Origin of the sequence: Parafrankia sp. EAN1pec (assembly GCF_000018005.1) — a bacterium.
Taxonomy (GTDB): Bacteria; Actinomycetota; Actinomycetes; order Frankiales; family Frankiaceae; genus Parafrankia; species Parafrankia soli.
Genome location: NC_009921.1, coordinates 2,012,772 through 2,032,768, shown reverse-complemented (window position 1 = coordinate 2,032,768; position 19,997 = coordinate 2,012,772). Strand labels below are relative to the sequence as shown.

Here is a 19,997-nt window from a genome sequence, read left to right as displayed (position 1 = left end):
GGTCAGCGCACCGCCAGCGACTTCAGGTAGCCCTCGTAGTTGCGCCGGGTCTCCTCCACCGAGTCGCCGCCGAACTTCTCCAGCGCTGCGCCGGCGAGCACGAGGGCGACCATCGCCTCGGCGACCACGCCGGCCGCCGGCACCGCGCACACGTCCGACCGTTGGGCGATGGCGACCGCCGGGTCGCCGGTGGCGACGTCGATCGTGGCCAGCGGCTTCGACAGGGATGAGATCGGCTTCATCGCCGCGCGGACGCGCAGCGGCTCGCCTGTCGTCATCCCGCCCTCGACTCCGCCGGCGCGATCGCTGGCCCGCCGGACCCGCCGACCCGGCCCCTCGAGCGGCTCGATCTCGTCGTGGGCGACCGATCCGCGCCGGCGCGCGGTGCGGAAACCATCACCGAACTCGACGCCCTTGATCGCCTGGATGCCCATCAGCTCGCCGGCGAGCCGCGCGTCGAGCCGGCGGTCGCCGTGGACGTAGCTCCCCAGCCCCGGCGGGCAGCCGTAGGCCAGCACCTCGACGATGCCGCCGAGGGTGTCCGCGTCGCGGTGGGCGGCGTCGATCTCGGCGACCATGAGCGCGCTGCTGGCCGGGTCGGCACAGCGCACCGGGTCGGCGTCGACGACGGCCAACGAGGTCGGCGGCGGCGTGCCGGGTGGTACCTCGACCGCGCCGATCGCGACGACGTGCGAGACCACCTCGATGCCGTACGCCTGGCGCAGCAGCGCCCTGGCGACCGTGCCCAGCGCGACCCGGGCGGCCGTCTCCCGGGCGCTCGCCCGCTCCAGCACCGGCCGCGCGTCGTCGAAGCCGTACTTCTGCATGCCGGCGAGGTCGGCGTGACCCGGGCGCGGGCGGGTGAGCGGGGCGTTGCGGCCCAGCCCCTCCAGCTCCGCCGGGTCGATTGGGTCGGGCGCCATCACCCGCTCCCACTTCGGCCACTCGGTGTTGCGCACGACGACGCTCACCGGGCCGCCCAGGCTGACCCCGTGCCGCAGGCCGCCGAGCAGCTCGATCTCATCCTGCTCGAACTTCATCCGGGCGCCGCGACCGTGGCCGAGACGGCGCCGGGCCAGCTCGGCGCCGATGTCCGTGCTGGACACCCGGATGCCCGCCGGCAACCCCTCGACCGTCGCAACCAGTGCGGGGCCGTGTGACTCCCCCGCTGTCAACCAACGCACCATGCCTGCCAGTCTTTCACGGCCGGTCCGGTACGAGCCCCCGTCGCGGGCCGGAGATCGCTCAGCCGGCCGGCTCCCAGCCCACGCCGAGCACCGCGATCAGCGCCCCGAACAGCAGAAACGGGCCGTAGGCGATCGGATCACGGCGGGACACACGGCGCAGCGCCAGCAGCACGAGGACCACCGCACCGGAGATCATGGTCGTCGCGACCAGCCACACCACGACGGCCGACCAGCCCAGCCAGCCCGTCGCCACGCCGAGCAGCCCGGCGAGCTTCACGTCCCCCCGCCCCAGCCCGGCCCCCGGCAGCAGGCGCAGGCCCGCGTACAACAGCCAGGCCACGGCGCCGGCGAGCAGCGCCCGCGGCCAGCGGTTGGGCGCGCCCTCGGCCAACGCGGGCACGGCGAGCAGCGCGGCCAGCACGGCGTACGAGGGCAGCACGATCACGTCCGGCAGGCGGTGCACCCGCAGGTCCACGGCGGCAAGCACGACCCCGACGACCGTCAGGTACAGGTACGCGGGCAGACGTCCCGGGTGCGGGTAGGTCGACGCGGCGACGGCGGCGATCAGGACGGCGGTGACGGCGCCGAGCACGGCCGGCGCGGGGGTCGCCCGGCGCGGCAAACGGCCGTCCACTGGATCGAAGGAGTCGACGACCCGGGGCAGCAGCGGGATCGGCAGCGCGGCGCAGACCGCGGCCGCCACGGTGGCGGCGACCACCACCGTGTTCACCTGACCACCCTGTTCACCTGACCATCGTGCTCATCCGACCGCCGGGCTCATCCGATCCGGCTCGCGACGCGGGCCGACAGCGCCGCGTGGCCGGCGGCGAGCAGGACCCGTTCGTCCACCGGGCGGCCGGTGAAGTGGCACACCTGGCCGACCGCCTGGCCGGCCAGCACCTCGAGGCCGCCGACCACCCGCGCACCGCCGCGGTAGGCGCAGGCCGCCAGCGCCGTGGGCCAGGGGTGGTAAAGGAGCTCCAGCAACGCGCAGGTCACCGGCCACGGGCGACGCGCGAGCTCGTCGGTCACCCCGGCGGGGGTCGTGGCGACCACCAGGTCCGGCCCAGCCGGCATCCCGCCGCTGAGGATGTCCCAGGGCAGCGCCGTGACCGAGACGCCGAGCCGGGCGCCGATGCCGACGAGCTCGGCGACCGCGTCGGGGCGGCGCGCCACGATCGCGACCCGGGTGGCACCGACCCGGGCAAGCGCGGCGACCACCGCCCGCGCCGTCCCGCCGGCCCCGAGCACCAGCGGCTGGACCGGGGCCACGCCGCCGGTGAGCCGCCGCAGCGCGTACCCGACGCCGTCGACGTCGGTGTTGAACCCGGCAAGCCGCCCGTCCTCCCGGACGACCACGGTGTTCACGGCGCCGAGCAGGGCCGCGGTGGGCTCGACGTCGTCAAGCAGGTCGACCGCGGCGGTCTTGAGCGGCATCGTCAGCGAGACCCCGGCCCAGCCGGGCTCGTCACGCAGGCGGTCGAGCATGCCCGGCAGGCCGGCCTCGTCGCACTCGATCGCCGTGTAGGTCCAGTCCAGGCCGAGCCGCTCGTAGGCGGCCGTGTGCAGCACCGGGGAGAGGGAGTGACCGATGGGCGAGCCGAGCACCGCCGCCCGCCCGGCGTGCGGACCCGGCCCGGCCGGCTCCGCACGGTCACGAGAGCTGATCACCACGGCTACTCGGCCCCTCCCTGGCGATGGTATTCGTCCAGCGCGTCCTGGAACTCCGCGTCGGTGGTGGCGAAGACCGTCTCGTGCGTCTGGGGCATGGAGACGAAGTAGAACCACGACCCCTGTGCCGGGCTGAGCGCGGACTCGATCGCCCAGGTACTCGGATTCGAGATCGCGCCGGGTGGGAGACCCTCGACCGCGCGGGTGTTGTACGGATTGTTCTGGCGGAGCTGGTCCTGGGTCAGCGGGCCCTCGTACTCGTCGAGGGCGTACCGGGTGGTCGAGTCCATGTCGATCCGCCGGAAGCGGCCCGAGGTGTCGTTCAGCCGGTTGTAGATGACCCGCGCCACCTTGGGCCCCTCGCCCTCGTTCGCCACCTCCTTCTCGATGATGGAGGCGATGATCACAACGTCCTGGGGCTTCACGTGCCCGGCCTCGGCGCGCCCGACGAGGTCGATCTCCTCGGCGTTGGCCCGGAACCGGGCGACGGCCTCCTTGAGCACATCCACCGGGTCCGTGCCGGGCGCGACGTCGTAGGTCGACGGGAAGAGGTAGCCCTCCAGCCCCGTGGCGTAGTCGGGCAGGCCCAGCGTCGACGGCTTGCGCGCGATCGCCTCCAGGTCGGCCACCGGCGTGCCCGTACGTGTGGACAGCTCCTTGAACACCTGCCGGACCGTGTCCCCAGGGCTGATCGTGTAGCGGAACAGCGCGGAGGACGCGTCGTCGAGCAGCGCGTCGAGCGCCGCCGCCGCGCTCATCTTCGAGCGCAGCCGGTAGGTGCCCGGCTGGATCGACAGCGCGCGTTGGTCCCGCGACGCGAGGTTGACGAAGGCCTGCCGGCTGGCGATCACGTCGGAGGCGGCCAGCCGGCCCGCGATCTCCGACGACGTGGCGCCGTCGGGAACCTGGACGACGACGATGCCCTCGCCGGACCCCGCGTAGTCGGCCGCGGGCTCCCCGCCGATCCGGCCGATGACCTTGCCGACGCCGAAGATCCCCGCACCGACCAGGACGGCGACCACGACCAGCACACCGATCAGCTTCGGCAGGGCCGAGCCCGGCCGACGTCCACCGGGCCGCCCCCGGTCATCGTCACGCCCACGCCTCGGCGGGGCGGCCCCGTCGTCGGGGTCGCCATCGTCGTCGTCATAGGCGCCGCCGTAGGCCCCGTACGCGTCGGCCTCGTCCGGCGCGAAGCCGTCCTCGTAGCCGGCGGGCTCGCGCTCACCCGCGGCCAGGCCGGCCCGGTCGCGGCCGTCCACGCTCCCGGCGCGGCCGCGGCGGGAGCGCCGCGCACCCGCCGCGGCACGGCGTTGCTCCTCATACGCCCGGTCGTTGTAGTCCCGGTCGTCGTAGTCGTCGTAGCCCGCGCCGTCGAGCAGCTCGTCGAATCCGTCCCCGTCCCGAATCACGCCGAATCCAGGGGCCGCCCAGTGCCGCCCGAGGCGGCGCCGCCGGATCCCCCGCGTGCCCGGCGGACGTCCAGGTGGTGCTGCAGGATCTGCACTGCTGCCTCCTGATCCACGAGATCACGGCGGGCCCGGGAACGCAGTCCGCGCTCAGCCATTCTGCGATGCGCCACGACCGTGGTCAGCCGCTCGTCGACGAGACGGACCGGCACGGGCGCGACACGCGCGGACAGCACCTCCGCGTACCGCCGCGCGAGCCGGACGGCCTCGCCCTCCCGGCCGGAGAGGTGACGCGGCAGACCGACGACAACTTCGACAGCGTGCCTGTCCCGAACGATGTCGGCAAGCTCGTCGACGTCCGCAAAGCCACGGCGAGACACATCTCGGCGCAGAGTTGTCACCGGCACGGCGAGCAGACCGTCAGGATCGCTCACCGCCACACCGACCCGCACCGACCCGACATCCACCCCGATCCGCACGCCGCGCCCCGCGTCCGCCTGCCCGCCGGCCGCAGAATCCGAACCGGCCGCGGAATCCGCGCCAGCCGCGGAATCCGGAGCGGTCACGGGGTCCGGAGCGGTCACGGGGTCCGGGCCGGGCCAGGGCGACGCCGCGGCCGCGCCGCCGGTGTCCCCCCGGCCCACACCGGTGTCGTTCACGCGCTCTGGTCGGCGACCAGCTCGCGCAGCCGGGCGAAGACCTTCGGGATCATGTCCGCGTCACCGCGTCCGCCCTGGGCGACGTCAGGCTTGCCGCCGCCCTTGCCTCCGAGCGCGGCCCAGGAGTGCCGGACCAGGTCGCCGGCCCGCAGGCCGCGGGTCCGCGCGGTCTCGTCGGTCGCCACGACGACTGCCGCGCCGGCGGCCTCGACGACCGCGACCACCGCCGGCCGGCCGGCGAGCCGGCCGCGCACATCCAGGGCGAGCAGGCGGACGTCGTCTGCCGGAGTGCCCGCGGGCACCTGCGCGGTGACCAGCGCCACGCCCCCCACGTCCTCGGCGCCGGCGGCGAGCGCCGCCGAGCCGGCCAGCACCGCCTGTGCCCGCAGCCGCTCCAGCTCCTTCTCCGCGTCTCGCAGCCGCCCGACGATGTCGGCGACCCGGTCGGCGAGCTCGTCCGGACGGGCCTTGAGCGTGCTGGAGAGCTGCGAGACGAGCACGTGCTCGCGGGCCAGGAACCGGAAGGCATCCATGCCGACCAGCGCCTCCACCCGGCGCGTCCCGGCCGAGATCGACGACTCGGACAGCAGCTTGATCGCGCCAAGCTGGGCCGAGCTGGCCACATGGGTACCACCGCACAGCTCGCGGGCGTAGTCCCCGACGTCCACGACACGGACCCGGTCGCCGTACTTCTCGCCGAACAGCGCCATCGCGCCCAGCCGGCGCGCCTCCTCCTGAGAGGTGACGTACCAGCGGACCTCCAGATCACGCAGGGCGATCTCGTTGACCTCGTCCTCGACGTCGGCGAGGACGGAGTCGGGCACCGCGCCGAGCGCGTGGAAGTCGAAGCGCAGCCGGCCCGGCGAGTTCAGCGACCCGGCCTGCGTCGCCGACTCCCCGAGCGCCCGGCGGAACGCGGTGTGCACGAGGTGGGTGGCGGTGTGCGAGCGCGACACCGCGCGCCGGCGCTCGACGTCCACCTCGGCGAACACGTCCGCGCCGACACGCAGCTCGCCACCGAGCACCTTCACCCGGTGCATGACCAGGTCGGGCACCGGGCGCTGGACGTCGAGCACCTCGGCCTCGCCGCCGTCGAACCGGATCCGGCCCAGGTCGGCCTCCTGGCCACCGCTCTCGGCGTAGAAGGGGGTCGCGTCGAGCAGGATGCCGACCTCCTCCCCCTCGCCGGCCGCGGTCAGGCTGTCGCCGTCGCCGATGCCGACGATGCCGACGATGCCCGACTCGCGCCCGAGCTCGGTGTAGCCGGTGAACGTCGTCGGGCCGGAGGCGGCGAGGATCGGCCGGAAGGCGGAGAGGTCCAGGTTGCCGATGCGGCGGGACGCCCGGTCGGCCTTCGCCGCCTGGCGCTGGCGCTCCATCAGCCGGCGGAAGCCGGCCTCGTCCACGGTCAGGCCCGCGTCGGCCGCCATGTCCATGGTCAGGTCGATCGGGAACCCGTAGGTGTCGTGCAGCCGGAACGCCGACTCGCCGCTGAGCTGGGACGACCCGCTGGACCGGGCCTGGGTGACCGCGGTGTCGAAGAGGGTGGTGCCCGTGCGCAGCGTCTCCAGGAAAGCCGTCTCCTCGGCGACCGCGACCGCCGTGATCGCCTCGGCCTGGTCGACGAGCTCCGGGTAGATCGGGCCCATCGCCGCGCGGACCACGCCGAACAGCTCGTCCATGACCGGCTCACGGGCGCCCAGCAGCCGGGCGTCACGCACCGCCCGGCGCAGCATCCGCCGCAGGACGTACCCGCGGCCCTCGTTGGACGGCGAGACCCCGTCCGAGATCAGCATCGCCGCGGTCCGGGTGTGGTCGGCGACGACCCGCAGCCGGACGTCGGAATCCGGGTCGGCGCCGTAGCGGGTGCCGGTGAGCCGGCCGGCCGCGTCGAGCACCGGACGGGAGATGTCGATCTCGTACAGGTTCTCGACACCCTGCAGGATGGTGGCCATCCGCTCCAGGCCCATCCCGGTGTCGATGTTGCGGGCGGGCAGATCACCGACGATCTCGTAGCCGTACTCGCTGCCCTCGCCCCGCGCGAACTGCATGAAGACGAGGTTCCAGATCTCCAGGTAGCGGTCCTCGTCCGCCTCCGGGCCGCCCTCGCGCCCGTACGCCGGGCCGCGGTCGAAGTAGATCTCGCTGCACGGGCCGCACGGGCCGGGCACACCCATCGACCAGAAGTTGTCCTTCTTGCCGCGCCGCTGGATGCGCTCGGCGGGCAGCAGGGTGCGCCAAATCGCCTCGGCCTCGTCGTCGTCCAGGTAGACGGTGGCCCACAGGTCGTCGGGGTTGAAGCCGTAGCCGTCGACGATCAGCTCGAAGGCGAACGGGATCGCCTCGGCCTTGAAGTAGTCACCGAAGGAGAAGTTCCCGCACATCTGGAAGAAGGAGGCGTGTCGGGCGGTGCGGCCGACGTTGTCGATGTCCACGGTCCGCACGCATTTCTGCACGCTGGTCGCACGGTTCCACGGCGCCTTCAGGTCCCCGAGGAAGTAGGGCTTGAAGGGAACCATGCCGGCGTTCACCAGCAGCAGGGTCGGGTCCTGCGCCACCAGGGACGCACTCGGGACCACGGTGTGACCCCGCTCGGAGAAATGGTTCAGAAAGCGGCGGCGGATCTCGGCCGTGTCCATCGGTTCACGTCGTCCAGGGTCGTCGGGATAAGGCACCCGGCCACCCGGCCGACGCCGGGCGTGTACCCGGGATCGGCCGTGACCGGTCGGAGGTCATGGCCGGCGCGCGCCGGGGACCAGACGCATCGTCCGTTCCGGGTCGAACTCGTCAGGACCCGGGGCAGAGGTGTCCTGGTCGCTCGCGGCAGCCCCGGTGCTCGTGGCGGCGCCTGTACGCTCGCCGTCGCCGGAGCCGTCCGCGTCGTCGAGGCCGAGCGCGGAGCGGATCTCCTCCTCCCGCTCGGCCATCGCCTCGCCGACGTCGGCGGCGAACTCCCGCACCGACTGTACGAAAGACCCGGCCAGACCCGTCGGCGACAGCGAGGAGACCGCGCGGGCGACCTGGCGCACCACCAGCACCCCGGTGGCCGCGCCGAGGGCGACGTAGAACATCCTCGTCCCCATCAGCGACGACCCCGGCCGCCCGCGCCGGACGCGGTGACCTCGGGCGCGCGGCGCGCGGCCCGGCGCTGCGACTTCTCCGCCTTCATCTCGGCCGACACTCGCGCGGTGACATCCGCCTTCGCCCGCTTCGCGACCGCCTGGCGCACGCCGTAGCTGAACGCGGCGACCCGCACGATCGGCCCGCCCAGCGTGGCGGCGAACAGCGACGTCAGCGACGACACGTTGGTGGTCACCGTCTGCACGTTCGCCGTGATCGCGTCGATCCGGTCGAGCTCCTTGTTGACGTGGGCGAGCGCGACGTTGACCTCGTCCACGGTCGCCCCCGCCTGCCGGACCCGGGCGGTGCCCTCGTCGATCACGATCCCGGTCTGCCGTACCCGGGCCGCGGCCTCGTCGAAGATCTTGCCGAGCTTGTACAGGACGTAGCAGGCGAAGAGCACGAGCACCGCGAACGCCCCAGAGGCGATCAGGCCCGCGACCGCACCACCGGACATGTGCTTCGCCTCCATCGTTGTCGGTAACGCCAGTCGTAGGTAACGCCTGTCTCAGGTAACGCCAGTGCCGGGTAACGCCTGGTGACACCGGCCACCGAGGCCGGCCGGACCGGCGAGGCCGCCCCGCGCGGGCCGGGGCAGTCCCGCCGGGACGCCGTTCCGTCCGTCACGCCGCACCGCCTGCCACGGCGGCCGTCACGCCGTCCGGTGCGGCGCCCTCGTGCGGCGGTCCGGGTGGCCTGCCGGTGCTGTTCGCCAGTGACCTTACCGACCGGTGTGCACGCACCACCGGTAACCCCCGGGCCGTCCGTGTCCGTCCCCGGCCGGACGGGCCGGCGCCAGGTGGTCAGCCGGAGGTGTCCGCCGGGGGGTCTGGCGGCTGTCCCCGCAGCACTCCGCGCAGCCGCAGGAGCCGCTCGCCCGCCCGCCGCTCGAACCCGTGCCCGGTCGGGTGGTAGTAGTCCGACCCGGCGAGGACGTCCGGCGCGTACTGCTGTCGGACCACCCCGTCCGGGTGATCGTGCGGATACCGGTACCGCTCCCCGTGGCCCAGGCGCGCCGCGCCCCGGTAGTGCGCGTCGCGCAGGTGCGGCGGCACCGGCCCGACCCGGCCCGACCGGATGTCGGCCGTCGCCGCGTCCAGCGCGGTGATCACCGCGTTCGACTTCGGCGCCAGCGTCAGATGGATCACCGCCTGGGCCAGGGCGAGCCGTGCCTCCGGGAGCCCGACGAGCTCGAGGGCCTGGGCCGCCGACACGGCGACCCCGAGCGCCCCGGGATCGGCCATCCCGACGTCCTCGCTCGCCAGGATGATCATTCGGCGCGCGACGAAACGCGGGTCCTCGCCGGCCTCCAGCATCCTGGCCAGGTAGTGCAGTGCGGCGTCGACGTCACCGCCGCGCATCGACTTGATGAACGCGCTGACGACGTCGTAGTGCTGGTCGCCCTCCCGGTCGTAGCGGACGGCGGCGCGGTCCACCGCCCGCTCGAGGAGGTCGAGCTCGAGGCGGACGGGACCGGCTCCGTCCGGACCGGCTCCGTCCGGACCGGCTCCGTCCGGACCGGCCGCGGCGAGCGCCGCCTCCGCGCCCGCCTCGAGCGCGGTCAGCGCGCGCCGGGCGTCACCGCCGGCGACCCGGACCAGGTGCTCGCGGGCCTCCTCTGCCAGCACGAGGCGCCCGCCGTAGCCGCGCGGATCGGTCACCGCACGCTCCGCCAGCTCGGCGATGTCGGCGTCGGTCAACGGCTCGAGGGTCAGCAGCAGCGACCGGGAGAGCAACGGGGAGACAACACAGAAGAAAGGATTCTCCGTGGTCGCCGCGACCAGCGTCACCCACCCGCGTTCCACGGACGGGAGCAGCGCGTCCTGCTGGGTACGGGTGAACCGGTGCACCTCGTCGATGAACAGGACCGTCCGTACACCGGACATCGACAACGTCTCGCGGGCCTCGTCCACCACCGCGCGGACGTCCTTGACACCCGCGGTGACAGCCGAGAGCTCGCGGAACCGGCGCCGGGTGGCCCGGGACACGATGTGCGCCAGCGTGGTCTTCCCGGTACCGGGCGGCCCCCACAGCACCACCGAGGTCGTCCCGCCGCCCTCCACCAGCCGGCGCAGCGGGCTGCCCTCCGCCAGCAGGTGACGCTGCCCGACGACCTCGTCCAGGCCGCGTGGGCGTAACCGGGCCGCGAGCGGGCCGGAGGAGGCGAGCGTCTCGGCCAGCTCCGCGTCGAAGAGACTCACCCGACCACCGTACGGCCGGGGTCCGACACCGCTCCGAGAGCAGGCGGACGGCGTCCGCGGGCACTGGCGGAGGTCACCGCCGCCCGGGGTGGGCGTCACCCGTCCAGCCGACCGGGTCGGCCGGGCCCCGCTGGTCCAGCGGATCGCGCCGGTCCGCGGCGTCCCAACGGTCCGCGGCATCCGGCCGGTTCAGGGCGTCCGCCGGTTCGCCGGTCCGGCCGGGCCGGGCCGGTGCCCCCGGTCCCGCGGCGCGTTCGACGTGACCGCTTCGAGGGGACCGCTCCGCTGCGCCGCCCAGGCGGCCCGCTCGTCGGTCCCGGGCCGCTCGCCTCCGCCGACCCGATCGGCCTGCTCCGGCCGCTCACCCCCACCGCCCCGGCCCTCGCCACCGGGGCGCTCCCGGTGGGACGGGCCGCCCTCGACCCGCCCGGCGCCCGGCCGGGGCCCGCCGCGATGCCGGCTGCGCTCCTGGACCGGGGCGAACGGATCGGAATAGGTGACCCCGCCGAGCGCGGCGAAGATCACGACCGCGAGCACGGAGAAGGCGATCACGCACACCAGCATCGCCAGGGTGATCGGGTCCGCCCCGGTGACCGGGGACAGCACGGCGGCCGTCTGGACCTGCGTCGCGGCCATCGCCGTGTAGTGCATCCCGCAGACGGCCACGGCCATGACCAGCGAGGCCAGCACGACGTGCAGCCCGGTGAGCACACGGAAGGCGATCCACAGCGCGGCCAGCGCGGCGACGACGGCGACGCCGACCGACAGGGCCACCAGCCCGTGCCGGTAGCTGATGTCACTTCCGGCGTGCATCGCGGCCATGCCCGTGTAATGCATCGCGGCGACGCCGAGCCCGGCGACGACACCACCGGCGGCCAGCCGCACCGGGCTGTCCGGACGCCGGGCCACCAGCGACAGGCCCACCGCCGAGACGGCGATCGCGATGAGCAGGGACAGCCCGGTGAGCGGCAGGTCGTACCGCACGTCGCGGTCGTCGACCTGGTAACCGATCATTCCGATGAAGTGCATGGACCACACCGCGCCGCCACCGAGAGACACCGCGGCCAACATCGTCCACTGCAACCTCGCCCGCCCCTCGGCGGAAGGTATCCGCATCGCGCTCACCAGCGCCGCGAAGGAGCCGATCACGGCGAGCAGTACGGACACCGCGACGAACAGAAGATCCTGACTCGAATGTTGATGGGCCATCTGCACCGTGATCAATTTCCCCCCAGACCAGCCGAAAGACGCCCATTCCTAACACAAGTTCTCAGCTAATGAGAACTTGCGCGCCGAATTACACCGGAGGAAGTAACAGACGCCGCACCGGGCCGTGGCGGCCCCAGATCAGGACTTCGGTCCCTACGGTGACAGGCCAGAGACCCCTTGTGGCATGCGACGCTTACGTCACCACGGAGCAATAACATCACTCTGAGCTACCATCCACTACTCGCTGCTCCGACGCGCGTCCGTCGGCCCCACACCCCGCGGCCCGTGCCCGACGGCCTCCCGAGGTCGCCCCGCTCTTTCCTCAACCCGTCGGCGGCAAACCGTCCGCGAATTCGGTCCGTCCCGGCGCGCAACCCGGCGAATGTTCGGCGAATACCGACGCGGGCGACCGGGGCACGGCACTCCGGAGTGGTTCACGAGTCGATAACGGGGGCAGGGCGCAACCACCACGTATCGGCATCACGGAAGTGCGTCGATTTTCCGCACGAACGGTCGAACAGGATGTAGGTGGCCTGTAAGTGCCGGTCACGGTGGATGGCATGGGACACACGTCCGGATGTCGAGAGCCCAGCCGCTCCACCACCGACGACACCACCGCGCGCCGTGCCGACGGCGCGCAGGAAGCCGCCACGCAGTGGAAACGGCCGGGCTACGCGCATTCCCGGCCGGCCACGCATCCTCCGGTCACGCTTCCGGGCGACCGGGACACGAAGCGGCGGAGCTGCACAGATGCCAAACGGGCGCGCCCTGGGCCCACATGGGTAGCTGCAATCGGTTGACTGGAGCCCCTTATCTGGAACACGCTTCCGATGCCGGGGGGCAAACGTCGGTGCCGACTACCGGGAACTCACCGGAACGGCACGGAACACGTCCGGAAAGGAATCCGAGCACACTGTGGGCGTCATCGCGAACGCCGTCGACAGGTCGCCGGCGCGGCGATGACTGCCCGCCGTCGGAGCAGTCACGGCGACGTCGGAAAGTCCGGCGTCGGCCAACGAGTTCATCCGGAGGAAGAGCAGTGTCTGACGGGCTATCGCCGGCCGGCCGGAATACAGCGTCCGGCGCGTTCCACGGCGCAGCACGGACTTCTCCACGCGGCGCCGCGCCCGCTGTCGGCTCCGCCCTCGGCGGGGGGCACGCCGCGGGCCGCCGCGCCGGCGGCCATGCCGAGAACGGCGGGGCGATCGGCCTCGTCGTCGGCGAGCCGGAGGAACCGACCTCCCGCTTCGGGCAGCGCACCCTCGCCTCCCGACTGGCCCGCACCATCGAGCTGGAGATCATCCGGCGCGGGTGGCCGGTCGGCGAGGGGCTCGGGTCGGAAGCCCAGCTCATGGAGCGCTACCAGGTCGGGCGGTCGGTGCTGCGCGAGGCCGTCCGGCTGTTGGAGAGCCGATGGGTGGCTCGGCCGCGGCCCGGTCCCGGCGGCGGCCTTGTGGTGACCGCGCCCGACCACGACGGCGTCCGCGACGTCGCCCGGGTCTACCTCGACTTCGCCCGCGCCCGGCCGGAGCACCTCTGCGAGACCTGGTCCGCCCTGGAGGCCGTGGCCGTCCGCAGGCTCGCCGAACGGATCGACACGGCCGGCCTGACCCGGCTGCGCGGTGCACTGCAGCCGGCCACGCCGGGCGGGCGGGCCGCGGGAGCGCGCTCGCGGACACGGTCAGCCGGCACCCGGCCGGCGCCGGTCGCGGCGGGCTCCACCGGGGAGGCCCCGGTGCTGCTGCACCTTGAGATCGCCCGGCTGGCGGGCAATCCGGCCGCCGAGCTGTTCATCCGGGTCCTGGCGGACCTCGCGCATCCCCGCGAGGAGACCGACCGGCTCGGGCAGTGGTGGCAGCACCCGCTGCACGCCGAGATCGTCGACGCGATCACCCGCGGCGAGGGCGCGCTCGCCGAGCACCTGGCCCGGTCCTGCATCCGGCGGCACGTCGAGGAGGCGACCGCCCACCGGCACTGACACCACCCGCGCTGACAACACCACCGGCACTGACGCGACCGGCACTGGCCCGCACTGGCACCGACCCCCCGCTGGCACTGGACTCCCCTGGCCCCGTCAGCGCCAGCGGCGCCGGAGCCGGCGCCGCTGGCGCTGACGGGGCACCGGCGCTGACGGAGCTGACGCCATGGCACCGGCGCCATGGCGCTGAAAACAGATTGCGCGGCGTCGAATGCACCGGCGATTGCACGGGTATCCAGTCGACCACGACGGATCGCGGCGGCGCGGCGCGGCGAACATGCTGGTACTCGCACCGCGGTTGGCGCCGCGGGGCCATACACGGGCAACCGTACTCGGACAACCACTCGCACGACTTGTTACGCGCTCCGCAGTTGTCCACACAACCATGTCGGACAACAGCACCGGACAACGCCACTGGGCAACGCCGCCGGACAACACCGCGAACGAACACCGCCGGACCTCGACGGCGGACAACAGCCACCGACTACGGCGGCTGACTGCGGTGACCGAGAACGGCGACGGACAACTGTCACGGACAACTGTGGTCGACATCAGTATCGAAGACCGGGAGGACCACGCCAACAGAGTGCGCTCGGCAGTCTCCTCATTGCGGAACGTGTATCATTCTTCCGCCGGGCACCAAGCGGGCACCGGCAACGGGCGGGCATCTAGGCCGGCCGCACACCTGAACCGGCGGGAACGCGGAATGCCCGCGGCGTGATGAGCCGCGTCCGTCCGGAGAGGCACGGAAGAATGACATTAGCCGAGCACCAGCGTGGTGGCAGGCCGGCAAAAGGCCCGAGCGGCCGTGCCGCGGCCGCTGGTGGCCCGCTCGGCGGTGGTCTCGGTCAGCAGGTCCGCGTGCCCAAGACCGCCGAGCTCGTCGCGGCCCAGCTCCGCCGCCAGATCGTCCGTGGTGAGCTCGTCGAAGGCGACGCCCTACCCCCCGAAGCCGTCCTCATGGAACAGTTCGGCGTCTCCCGCCCCACCCTGCGCGAAGCCTTCCGCGTCCTCGAATCCGAAGCCCTCATCTCCGTCCGCCGCGGCGCCCACGGCGGCGCCCGCGTCCACACCCCCGACGGCCAGGTCGCCGCCCGCTACGCCGGCCTCGTCCTCGAACACCGCCACACCACCCTCGCCGACGTCCACACCGCCCACACCCTGCTCGAACCCGCCGCCGTCCGACTCCTCGCCACCCACCACACCGACACCACCCTCACCACCCTCCACACCGCCCTCACCCACCCCGACCCCACCCACTTCCACCACCAACTCCTCGAACACGCCGGCAACCAGACCCTCACCATGATCGCCGGCATGCTCCGCCACATCCTCGACACCCACACCACCACCCCCCACCCCACCCACACCACCCCCCACAACCACCACGACCACACCCACCTCCTCGACCTCATCGCCCGCCACGACACCGACGCCGCCGAAGCCCACTGGCGCACCCACATCGCCACCACACCCAGCCAGCCACCCAGCACCGTCATCGACCTGCTCGGCACACCGCCCGCCGCCCCGGGCCGCGGCCTCGAGGGCACCCGACCAGTGCCGATGCCGATGCCAATGCCCCGGAACTCCTCGGGCTGACCGCCCAGAAGGCCCGCGCTGACCGCCCACGAGACTCGGGCCAACCGGTCAGGGGACTCCGGGCCGGCCAGGGGACTCCGGGCCGGCCGGTCAGGAGACCGTCGTACGCAGCCGGACGAGGTCGGCCAGCTCCGGCGACACCTCCGCCAGCAGCTCCCGGACCCGCGCCACAGCCGGGACGGCCAGCCCGTCGTAGATCTCGGCGAAGACCGTGCGGGCCTCGCGCCGCGGCCAGCGGCCGGGCAGCAGGTCGATCGGAAGGTCCGGGTCGAGGCTCGGGAAGCGCCCCCAGGACTCCATCACCGCGGTGCGTGCGGCCAGTGCCTCCGCGCCGCACACCTCGCCGTGCCGGACCCGTTCCAACAGGGGGGTGTAGGTGCGGACGAACTCCTCGTAGGTGCGCTGCAGCTCGGTGAGATCCCAGGCGGCCATCGGCGGGCGGGGGTCGCTGCGGCGCGCCTCCGACGTCGTGATCAGCACCGTCGACGCGATGACGCCCAACTCGGCGAACACCCGGCGGGCCGCCTCACCGGCAGACCGCGGGGTGACCCACATCCCGTCGTAGAGCGGAGCGAAGCCCAGCCAACGCAGCCGTGCACGCACGGCGTGCCGCACGTCGCGCTGGTCCTCGGGGATGGAGAACGCCGCCACCGTCCAGCGCCCGTCCCACGGGTCGTGCCGCAGGCCGAAGGTGAAGATCCGGTTCGCCGACGCGAGGATCGCGGCCGAGGCCTCCGCTGTCAGCCCGTAGTAGGTGTTGCGGCCGATCCGGGACGACTCCAGCAGCCCGCGCCGCGACAGCCGGCTCAGCGCCGCCCGGGCACCGACCGTGCTGACGTCGAAATCCGCGAGCAGGCTGACCAGCACCACCGACGGGACGTGCTCCCGGCGGCCGGCCCAGTAATCGCCGAGCAGGGTGGTGAGCAGGTGCTGGGGCTGTGCGCCCGCCTGGACCCTGGGCAGGTCGACGACGTCGACCGTTGGAGGTGCCGGATTCGCTCCTTGGGCCCCGACCTGCGGCCGGCGGACGGTCGGGCGCCGGCCACGACCCGGATCACGGTCGCGACCTGCGAGCCGCGCGGGCGCTGTCACGCTCTCCGATTTTACGAGCCCCTACCGACATTCCACGCGATCGGTCCGGATCTCCTGTGGTCCGGGTGACGTCGGTCGGTCTCCTGACGGGCGACCTGTACGCTCGGCGACCATGAGCACTGGACGGGTGCGCGTACGGTTCGCGCCGTCGCCGACCGGCATCTTCCACGTGGGCGGGGCCCGGTCGGCGCTTTTCAACTGGCTGGTGGCCAAGGGCGCCGGCGGTGACTTCGTGCTCCGCGTCGAGGACACCGACGCCTCGCGGAACCGGCCGGAGTGGACCGAGGGCATCATCAGCGCGCTCGACTGGCTGGGCATCAGCCCCGGTGGCTACGAGGGCCCGGTGTTCCAGTCGGAGCGGGCCGGCCGGCACGCCGAGGCGGCCGCGGGCCTGTTCGCCGCCGGTCGCGCCTACTACTGCGGCTGCACCCGCGACGAACTCGCCGCCCGCACCGGCAACGCCCAGCACGGCTACGACGGCTTCTGCCGGGAGCGCGGGCTTGGCCCCGGCCCGGGGCGCGCGCTGCGGTTCCGCACCCCCGACGAGGGCACCACTGTAGTCCTCGATGTGATCCGCGGCACGCCGGAGTTCCCGAACGACACCATCGAGGACTTCGTCATCGCCCGGGCGGACGGCTCGGCCGTCTTCCTGCTCGCAAACGTCGTGGACGATCTCGACATGGGCATCACCCACGTCGTGCGCGGCGAGGAGCACCTGTCCAACACTCCGAAGCAGCAGCTGCTGTGGGCGGCGCTCGGCACGCCGCCGCCGGTCTGGGCCCACGTCCCGGTGATCGTCAACGAGAAGCGCCAGAAGCTCTCGAAGCGGCGCGACAAGGTCGCGCTGGAGTCGTACCGCGCCGAGGGGTACCTCGCCGCCGCCATGTGCAACTATCTGATGCTCCTCGGCTGGGCTCCGCCCGGCGACGAGGAGATCGTCCCGTTCGAGACCATCGAGGCGTCGTTCCGGCTCGAGGACGTGAAGCCCTCCCCCGCGTTCTTCGACGAGAAGAAGCTGCGCGCCTTCAACGGCGAGTACATCCGTGCGCTGAGTGTCGACGAGTTCGTGGCGGCGTGCGAGCCGTGGCTCGTGCCCGCGGCCGACGTGCCCGCCGCGGTGGACGCACCGGCCGCGGCGGGCACGGGAGACGGAGCCGCGGGCGTGACCACGGCGGTGCCGGCCCCGCCGTGGTCGCCGGAGCGCTTCTCCGCCGAGGTCTTCGCCGCCGTCGCACCGCTGGCGCAGTCCCGGGTGGCGGTGCTGTCGGAGATCGTCCCGATGGTCGACTTCCTGTTCCTGCCCGAGGCGCCGACCGACGAGGCCGCCTGGGCGAAGACCATGAAGGGCCCGGCCCTCGACCTACTCACCGAGGCGGCCGAGGCCTACGAGAAGGTCGCCTGGGACCACGACGTCCTACGCGAGACGCTCATCGAGGTCGGGGAGCGGCACGGGCTGAAGCTCGGGAAGGCCCAGGCGCCCGTCCGGGTGGCGGTCACCGGCCGGACGGTCGGCCTGCCGCTGTTCGAGTCGCTGGAGATCCTCGGCCGCGAGGAGACGCTGCGGCGGCTGCGCGCCGCGGTCGAGCGCCTCGACACGGCGGCGAACCCGGCCTGAGCAAGCCCCGGGCCTGAGCCCGACAATCTGAGTGCACCGGCCTGACCGGCGCGGCCGGAGCGTGCGGCGTGCCCGTCCGGTGTCGTCGTGGGCCCGGGTCGTGGTTGGGACGGACCACGACCCGGGCCAGGAACCCGTCGGAGGGTGGGGGGTACCTCCGCCGGGTGGACCGGGGACCTTCGCGGCGACACCGTCATCACAACACCGGCGCCATAAACGATGCTTAAGAACGGTTCAAGAGAGCCTTGGATCCGGAAGTGGTCACCCGCCGTGGGCCTTGCGGGCTGACATCGTGACCGACGCGACCTCCCGGGCGGGCGACATCGACCTTTAATGGAGTCGATGTCTACAGACCGCCACATCGAGCGCATCACGTCCCGCGAGGCGACGGTGAAGCGGCCCGCCACGATCCGCGAGGTCGCGGCGCTCGCCGGCGTCAGCGTGTCGACCGTCAGCAACGCGCTGGCCGGCCGGCGATCGGTCAGCGGAGCGTCCAGCGCCCGGGTTCGCGCCGCGGCCCACCGTCTCGGGTACCGGCAGGTCGACGCCGCGCGGCCGGTGCGGACGCCGACCCGGCACGCCATCGGCCTCATCGTCCCGGACGCGAGCAACCCGTTCTTCGCCGAGATCGCGCACGGCGTCGAGACGGTGGCCCAGTCGTCCGGCTGGGCGGTGTTCCTCGGCAACACCGACCTCGACGACGCGCGCGAGGCCGACTACCTCGACCGCCTGGCCGGGGCGGCCGACGGGCTCCTGGTCTGCTCGGCGTCCGGGCATACCGAGCAGCTGCAGCACCTGGTCGACAGCGGCGTCGCCGTGGTGGCCTGCGACGAGCGCCTGGAGCTGACCGGTGCCGGCGGGGTCTTCGCCGACGACGACGCGGCCGGCCGACTCGCCGCCGGGCACATCCTCGCCCGCGGCGCGCGCCGGATCGCGATGATCTGCGGGCCGGAGCACCTCACCACGGCCCGCGAGCGCCGCACCGGCTTCCGCGCAGAGTTGCAGGCGTCGGGACGCTCGCTGCCGCCGTGGCGCTCGATCGCCAGCCGGTACACGATCGAGGCGGGGCGCTGGGCGGCCGACCAGCTCCTCGCCGCCGATCCACAGATCGACGCGATCTTCTGCTCAAACGATCTGCAGGCCGTCGGCGCGGTGCGGGCGTTGCGGCACGCGGGCCGGCAGGTGCCCGGCGGTGTGCTGATCATCGGGATCGACGGGATCTCCTGGGGCGAGCTCACCGAGCCGTCGCTGACGACGGTGGCGCGTCATCCCGAACGGCTGGGGGCCGAGGCCGCCCGGTTCCTCATCGAGATGGTCGGTGACGGCGCCCGGCCCCGCGAGGTCGTGCTGCCGGTGGAGCTGGTCGAGCGGGAGAGCACCCGCCGCGCCTGATCGGCGGTCCGGCTCCTCCCGGCACGCGCGGATCAGCCGGTGCCGGACGCCGGCCGGCGGGGGCGCATCAGGCGGTGGGCGCAGCCGACGACGTATCGACGGAACTCCCCGTCGTCCAGCGCCATCACCCGGGGGTCGGAGCCGGCGCCACGTAACCCTGCCAGCAGCATGCCGGCCGCCACGACGGAACCCGGATCCGGATCGGGCCCGGCGAGCAACGCGACGAGGCGCTCCCCCAGCGTGGGGAACTCCGGGTACCGCTGCAGGATGGCCGTACAGGTCGGATCACCCTGCAGCAGCGCGTATAAGCGGCGGTTGGCGATGATGAGATCGGCCAGGCCGACGATCATCGTCTCGACCTGGGCGGCCCGAGAGCGCCGGCTCTCGGCGAGCCGCACCAGCCCCATGATCTGCTCGAGCGCCGGGCGCACCACCGCGAGGACGATCTCGTCCTTGCTCTTGTAGTGGTGGTAGACCGCCGCCTTGGTGACGCCCATCGCGTCCGCGATCATCTGGAGCGAGGTGGCGCTCACGCCACGCTCAGTGAACAGGTCCAGGGCGGTGGCCCGCAGGCGCTCCCGGCCGGCGCCCGGCCCAATCTGGCGCTCCGCCAGCTCGGCAGTCACGATCTCCGCCTCCCGTCCGGCCCCGGTCACCTCGCGCAGGGGGCCCTCATTGTGGCGCACCGCACTCCCGCGGGGGACCGAGCGTACAGATCCGTGCGAACCACGCGCTGGACGTCCGTCCAGGCCGACCGCCCCGTACGGGGGTACGGGGCACCGTCGAGCGGCGCCGAGGAGCCATCACCGGGGCCACAAACGAGGGTCTGGCCGGGCGTCCGCGTGAAACCCGCGACGCACGCGGG

The 19,997-nt window shown here is 73.2% G+C and carries 15 protein-coding genes and 1 pseudogene; 4 read left to right on the top strand and 12 right to left on the bottom strand.

What is annotated here, in order from left to right; translation table 11 throughout:
* Positions 1–2: 2 nt before the first annotated feature.
* The 10 genes from aroC to FRANEAN1_RS08255 form a co-directional block, all read right to left on the bottom strand.
* A complete protein-coding gene (gene aroC, locus FRANEAN1_RS08300) occupies positions 3–1,187 on the bottom strand; it encodes a chorismate synthase (RefSeq protein ID WP_020459310.1) in 1,185 nt (394 codons plus the stop codon).
* A gap of 58 nt (positions 1,188–1,245) precedes the next feature.
* Positions 1,246–1,917: an A24 family peptidase gene (locus FRANEAN1_RS08295; protein WP_041253862.1), complete on the bottom strand. Its 672-nt coding sequence runs from the start codon at positions 1,915–1,917 to the stop codon at positions 1,246–1,248.
* 47 nt (positions 1,918–1,964) lie between these two features.
* Complete coding sequence (locus tag FRANEAN1_RS08290; protein ID WP_020459308.1) at positions 1,965–2,861, bottom strand: shikimate dehydrogenase; 897 nt, start codon at positions 2,859–2,861, stop codon at positions 1,965–1,967.
* Positions 2,862–2,863: 2 nt separating this feature from the next.
* Complete coding sequence (gene mltG, locus FRANEAN1_RS08285) at positions 2,864–4,270, bottom strand: endolytic transglycosylase MltG (protein ID WP_020459307.1); 1,407 nt, start codon at positions 4,268–4,270, stop codon at positions 2,864–2,866.
* The gene (gene ruvX / locus FRANEAN1_RS08280; protein WP_275078503.1) at positions 4,267–4,746 is read right to left on the bottom strand and encodes a Holliday junction resolvase RuvX; all 480 of its coding nucleotides are present in this window, start codon (positions 4,744–4,746) and stop codon (positions 4,267–4,269) included. Before ruvX ends, mltG begins: the two co-directional genes overlap by 4 nt.
* Before the next feature lie 176 nt (positions 4,747–4,922).
* On the bottom strand, positions 4,923–7,565 hold the full coding sequence (alaS, locus tag FRANEAN1_RS08275) for an alanine--tRNA ligase (RefSeq protein WP_041253858.1): 2,643 nt from the start codon (positions 7,563–7,565) through the stop codon (positions 4,923–4,925).
* Between the two features lie 93 nt (positions 7,566–7,658).
* The gene (locus tag FRANEAN1_RS08270) at positions 7,659–7,997 is read right to left on the bottom strand and encodes a hypothetical protein (protein ID WP_157472468.1); all 339 of its coding nucleotides are present in this window, start codon (positions 7,995–7,997) and stop codon (positions 7,659–7,661) included.
* 11 nt (positions 7,998–8,008) lie between these two features.
* Positions 8,009–8,503 (bottom strand): DUF948 domain-containing protein, encoded by a 495-nt coding sequence (locus FRANEAN1_RS08265; protein ID WP_020459303.1) that lies wholly within the window; start codon positions 8,501–8,503, stop codon positions 8,009–8,011.
* 346 nt (positions 8,504–8,849) lie between these two features.
* Entirely contained in the window at positions 8,850–10,247 is a 1,398-nt protein-coding gene (locus FRANEAN1_RS08260) for a replication-associated recombination protein A (RefSeq protein WP_020459302.1), read from the bottom strand.
* Between the two features lie 189 nt (positions 10,248–10,436).
* Positions 10,437–11,456: an MHYT domain-containing protein gene (locus FRANEAN1_RS08255; RefSeq protein WP_157472465.1), complete on the bottom strand. Its 1,020-nt coding sequence runs from the start codon at positions 11,454–11,456 to the stop codon at positions 10,437–10,439.
* 1,039 nt (positions 11,457–12,495) lie between these two features.
* Here FRANEAN1_RS08255 and FRANEAN1_RS08250 point away from each other — a divergent pair.
* Positions 12,496–13,434 (top strand): FCD domain-containing protein, encoded by a 939-nt coding sequence (locus FRANEAN1_RS08250; protein WP_020459299.1) that lies wholly within the window; start codon positions 12,496–12,498, stop codon positions 13,432–13,434.
* An 843-nt stretch (positions 13,435–14,277) separates the two neighbouring features.
* Positions 14,278–15,033 (top strand): annotated as a pseudogene (locus tag FRANEAN1_RS08245) (GntR family transcriptional regulator); the annotation flags it as partial.
* A 90-nt stretch (positions 15,034–15,123) separates the two neighbouring features.
* On the opposite strand, the gene FRANEAN1_RS08240 reads toward FRANEAN1_RS08245, so the two are convergent.
* Positions 15,124–15,996 carry a PaaX family transcriptional regulator C-terminal domain-containing protein gene (locus tag FRANEAN1_RS08240; RefSeq protein ID WP_041255665.1) on the bottom strand — a complete coding sequence of 291 codons (873 nt, stop codon included), beginning with the start codon at positions 15,994–15,996 and terminating at the stop codon, positions 15,124–15,126.
* 241 nt (positions 15,997–16,237) lie between these two features.
* Here FRANEAN1_RS08240 and gltX point away from each other — a divergent pair, with 241 nt between their 5' ends.
* Together gltX and FRANEAN1_RS08230 are read left to right on the top strand one after the other, a co-directional pair.
* Positions 16,238–17,740, top strand: coding sequence for a glutamate--tRNA ligase (gene gltX / locus FRANEAN1_RS08235; RefSeq protein ID WP_020459295.1), 1,503 nt, complete (start codon positions 16,238–16,240; stop codon positions 17,738–17,740).
* A gap of 342 nt (positions 17,741–18,082) precedes the next feature.
* Positions 18,083–19,132, top strand: coding sequence for a LacI family DNA-binding transcriptional regulator (locus FRANEAN1_RS08230; protein ID WP_347177035.1), 1,050 nt, complete (start codon positions 18,083–18,085; stop codon positions 19,130–19,132).
* A 32-nt stretch (positions 19,133–19,164) separates the two neighbouring features.
* Here FRANEAN1_RS08230 and FRANEAN1_RS08225 read toward each other — a convergent pair whose 3' ends face one another.
* Complete coding sequence (locus FRANEAN1_RS08225) at positions 19,165–19,818, bottom strand: TetR family transcriptional regulator (RefSeq protein WP_020459292.1); 654 nt, start codon at positions 19,816–19,818, stop codon at positions 19,165–19,167.
* Between the last annotated feature and the right edge of the window lie 179 nt (positions 19,819–19,997).